Here is a 3,590-nt window from a genome sequence, read left to right as displayed (position 1 = left end):
GGGGCCGGCCCCCCGGGCCCGCGTCCAACAACCCACACCCGCCGTGGTCGGTCTGCCCGGGGTGGGGGGGCGCCTGGAACTGGCTACGCGGGCTATGCCCATTGGGGACATCGCCCGCTTTCGCGCTACTGCTTGGACACCAGCGTGAGCACGTCGTACTTGGCGGCTGAGGTGCCGTCCTGTTTGGTCACGTCGGCGTCCCAGCGCACCTCGCCGTACTCGGCGTTCTCCCGAGGGGTGATCTGCTTGGCCGTCAACGTCACGGTCAGCTCGTCGCCCGGGTAGACGGGGGTTATGAACCTCAGGTTCTCCAGGCCGTAGTTGGCCAGCACGGGACCGGGTTCCGGCGAGACGAACAGGCCCGCGGCGAACGAGACCACCAGGTAGCCGTGCGCGACGATGCCGCCGAACAGCTCGTTCGCGGCGGCGGCGGCCGGGTCCGTGTGGGCGTAGAAGGTATCGCCGGTGAACTCGGCGAAGTGGTCGATGTCGGCCTGGGTGACCGCGCGGGGGCCCGCGACCACCGAGTCGCCGACGCGCAGGTCGGCCAGTGACTTGCGGAACGGGTGCACGCCGTCATTCCCGCGCGGCGCGCCGGGTACCCACTGGCCGGTGATCTCGCCGAGCACCCGGGGGCTCGCCTGCACGGCGGTGCGCTGCAGGTGGTGCAGGACACCGCGGATGCCGCCGAGTTCCTCGCCGCCGCCCGCGCGGCCCGGGCCGCCGTGCACGAGGGCGGGCAGCGGGGAGCCGTGGCCGGTGGACTCCTTGGCGTCGTCGGTGTCGAGCACGAGCAGCCTGCCGTGCCACGGCGCGACGCCGAGTACGACCTCGCGGGCGAAGTCGGCGTCCCCGGTCACCACCGAGCCGACAAGGCTGCCCTGGCCGCGCACGACCAGTTCGATCGCGTGCTCGGTGCAGGTGTACGGCATCAGCGTGCTGACCGGCCCGAACGCCTCGACCTGGTGCGGCTCGGCGCGGTCGGTGTCGTCGGCGCGCAGCAGCACCGGGGAGAGGAACGCGCCGCGCTCGGCGTCGGCGTCGAGCACCTCGACGTGCGCGGGGTCGCCGAAGACGACACTGCCCGCGTCGAGCAGGGCCTTGAGCGAGCGGCGGACCTCCTCGCGCTGCTCCAGCCCGGCGAGCGCGCCCATCCGCACGTCCGGGTTCGCCGGGTTGCCGACGGTGATCTTGGCGAGCCGCTCGGCGGTGGCCGCGGCGACGTCGTCCAGCACGGCCGCGGGCACGAACGCGCGCCGGATGGCGGTGCACTTCTGGCCTGCCTTGACGGTCATCTCCGTGACGAGCTGCTTGACGAACAGGTCGAACTCAGGCGTGCCGGGGGTGGCGTCGGGGCCGAGGACCGAGCAGTTCAGCGAATCGGCCTCGGCGTTGAAGCGCACCGAGTTGCGCGCGACCGCCTCGTGCGTGCGCAATTTCCGCGCGGTGGACGCGGATCCGGTGAAGGAGACCAGATCCTGGGGAGTGAGGTGATCGAGCAGGTCGCCCGCGCTGCCGCAGACGAGCTGCAGGCTGCCCTCGGGGAGGATGCCCGAAGCGATGATCAGCTCGACCAGCTTCTCGGTCAGGTACGCGGTCTGGCTGGCGGGCTTGACCAGGCTGGGCACGCCCGCGACGAACGCGGGCGCGAACTTCTCCAGCGGCCCCCAGACCGGGAAGTTGAACGCGTTGATCTGCACCGCGACACCACGCAGCGGCGTGCAGATGTGTTGGCCGACAAAGGTTCCGCCCTTGCTCAGCGGCTCGACGGCGCCGTCGACGTAGACCTTGGCGTTGGGCAGTTCGCGGCGGCCCTTGCCGCTGTAGGCGAACAGCGTGCCGATGCCGCCGTCGACGTCGACCAGCGAGTCGCGCTGGGTGGCGCCCGTGCGGGCCGAGAGCGCGTACAGCTCGTCCTTGTGCTCGGACAGGTGCGAGGCGAGGACCTTGAGCAGCGCGGCGCGCTGGTGGAAGGTCAGTTCGCGCAGCGCGGGGCCGCCGACGCGCCTGCCGTGGTCGAGCGCGGCGGCCATGTCGACGCCCGCCGAGGAGATCCGGGCGACCTCCTCCCCCGTCACCGCGTCGTGCAGGGGCGCCCCGTCGGCCGGTGCGTACCACTGGCCCGAGACGTAGCTGCGCAGCAGCGCCATCGACTTCGACCTCCTCCAGGTCCGCGGGCGGCGACACACCGGCGCCCGTCGGTGATTCATGCTAGATCCTCCGCGGCGCGGGACGACCGGGAATGGCTGGGAATGGCTGGGAAGAACGCACTCTTGCGAGCCAACACTTTCGAGTGAAAAGGTGACCACGCGAAACGTGATCGACCGGGCCCGCATTGCGACAGCCCCTAGCCAGGGTCGGGTTTCGGCTGGTCGCGCGTCGACGATCGACCCCGCCCGAATGGGTGAATTCCATTCGGCGAATTCCCGATTCACCCCTGCCGCGGTTACGGCCGCAGAATCGAGAAGCACATGAGGACGAAGTACGCGCTGAGTGCCGTCGGTGCCGCTCTCGCACTACTCGCCGCGGCGCCCGCCGCGGGTGCGGCCCCGGCCGCGGCGGAACCGGACCCGACGTTCACCCCGATGATCATCGGCGGCGGCACGGCGACCAACGCGCCGTGGGCCGCCCGGCTGTTCGCCAACGGACAGCAGGCGTGCTCGGCGACGATCATCGCGCCGCGGTACGTGCTCACCGCGAAGCACTGTGTCGACAGCGGCACGATCAGCTTCAGGATCGGCAGCCTGGACCAGACCACCGGCGGCACCGTGGCCAACGCGGCGCAGATCTACCGGCACTCGTCGTCCGACCTGGCGATCGCCCGGCTGGACCGCAGCGTGTCGGCGACCTACGCGCCGCTGGGCACGTCGGCCGACGTGCGGGTGGGCCAGACCGTGCAGGTGTACGGCTGGGGCGCGACCTGCACCAACCAGCCGGAGATCAACTGCCAGTCGCGCTACCTGAAGTACGCCCACGTCCGGGTCAGCTCGGTCAACGCGCGCGACGCCTACAACGGCGTGGCGGTGCGGGCGACCCGGATCAACGGCATCACCGCGGGCGGCGACTCCGGCGGCCCGATGATCGGCGCGGGCGGCCGCCAGGTCGGCGTGGCGTCCACCAGCGACCGGGCGACGGTCACCAACTACACCAACGTGACGACCTACCGGAGCTGGATCCGCAGCGTCGCGGGCGTCTAGTGGCCTGGCGAGGCCCCGCGCATCCTCTGCGGACGCGCGGGGCCTCGGTTCGGGGACGATCCGGCTAGTGCGCGGTCGCCTTCTCCGCACCCACACCGGTGAGCGAGCGGACCTCCATCTCGGCGTACTTCTCCTGGTTGTGGTCCTTCGACAGCACGGTGCCGAGCCAGCCGAGGAAGAACGACACCGGGATGGACACCAGGCCCGGGTTGGCCAACGGGAACCAGTCGAAGTCCGCGGACGGGAACATCGAGGTCGCCTTGCCCGACACGGCCGGGGAGAACACGATCAGCGTCACGCACACCCCGAGGCCACCGTAGATGCTCCACAGCGCGCCGGAGGTGTTGAACCGCCTCCAGAACAGCGAGTACAGGATCGTCGGCAGGTTCGCCG

2 protein-coding genes and 1 pseudogene are annotated in these 3,590 nt (G+C 71.1%); 1 reads left to right on the top strand and 2 read right to left on the bottom strand.

Going from position 1 to position 3,590, the window contains the following annotated elements:
- Positions 1-125: 125 nt before the first annotated feature.
- Positions 126-2,150: a phenylacetic acid degradation bifunctional protein PaaZ gene (gene paaZ / locus ACT4N7_RS17355; protein WP_444829791.1), complete on the bottom strand. Its 2,025-nt coding sequence runs from the start codon at positions 2,148-2,150 to the stop codon at positions 126-128.
- A 321-nt stretch (positions 2,151-2,471) separates the two neighbouring features.
- Here paaZ and ACT4N7_RS17350 point away from each other — a divergent pair, with 321 nt between their 5' ends.
- The gene (locus ACT4N7_RS17350) at positions 2,472-3,197 is read left to right on the top strand and encodes a S1 family peptidase (protein WP_444829790.1); all 726 of its coding nucleotides are present in this window, start codon (positions 2,472-2,474) and stop codon (positions 3,195-3,197) included.
- A 64-nt stretch (positions 3,198-3,261) separates the two neighbouring features.
- Here the strand turns inward: ACT4N7_RS17350 and ACT4N7_RS17345 are convergent.
- Positions 3,262-3,590 (bottom strand): annotated as a pseudogene (locus ACT4N7_RS17345) (cation acetate symporter); the annotation flags it as partial.

Source organism: Actinokineospora sp. (assembly GCF_052390155.1).
Classification (GTDB): domain Bacteria; phylum Actinomycetota; class Actinomycetes; order Mycobacteriales; family Pseudonocardiaceae; genus Actinokineospora.
The sequence above is the reverse complement of the archived record's forward strand: the minus strand, read 5'-3'. Positions and strand labels throughout refer to the sequence as shown.